Here is a 300-nt window from a genome sequence, read left to right as displayed (position 1 = left end):
TAGTAAATACGCTTAGTCACTCTCTAGCCCACAACAGGTNATGAATGCATGTCAGAAACTCAAGAACACCAAGAAAGACGACAGTTCAGCCGAATACTATTCAATGCTGAGTGCACGATAAGTCAAGACGGCATGATGTGGTCGACAGAGTTAGAGGATATCTCGCTAAAAGGCGTGCTGATCAGCAAACCTGAAGGCTTCTCAATGAAAGGGAACAAAGCATTTGATGCAAGTATCAAGCTTGCAGGCGACCAACAGTGCATCAACATGAAACTCGTCTTTTCAAATGAACATAACAAC

Annotated in this window: 1 protein-coding gene; it reads left to right on the top strand. The window is 43.1% G+C overall.

Annotated features, from left to right (window positions below):
- Nucleotides 1-48 precede the first annotated feature (48 nt).
- A partial coding sequence (locus A3751_RS21630; RefSeq protein ID WP_197466070.1) for a PilZ domain-containing protein occupies nt 49-300 on the top strand: 252 nt, incomplete at its 3' end.

The sequence above is a fragment of the Oleiphilus sp. HI0080 genome (genome assembly GCF_001635135.1).
Note: the sequence above shows the minus strand (reverse complement) of the source record. Positions and strands in the feature narration are given on the sequence as shown.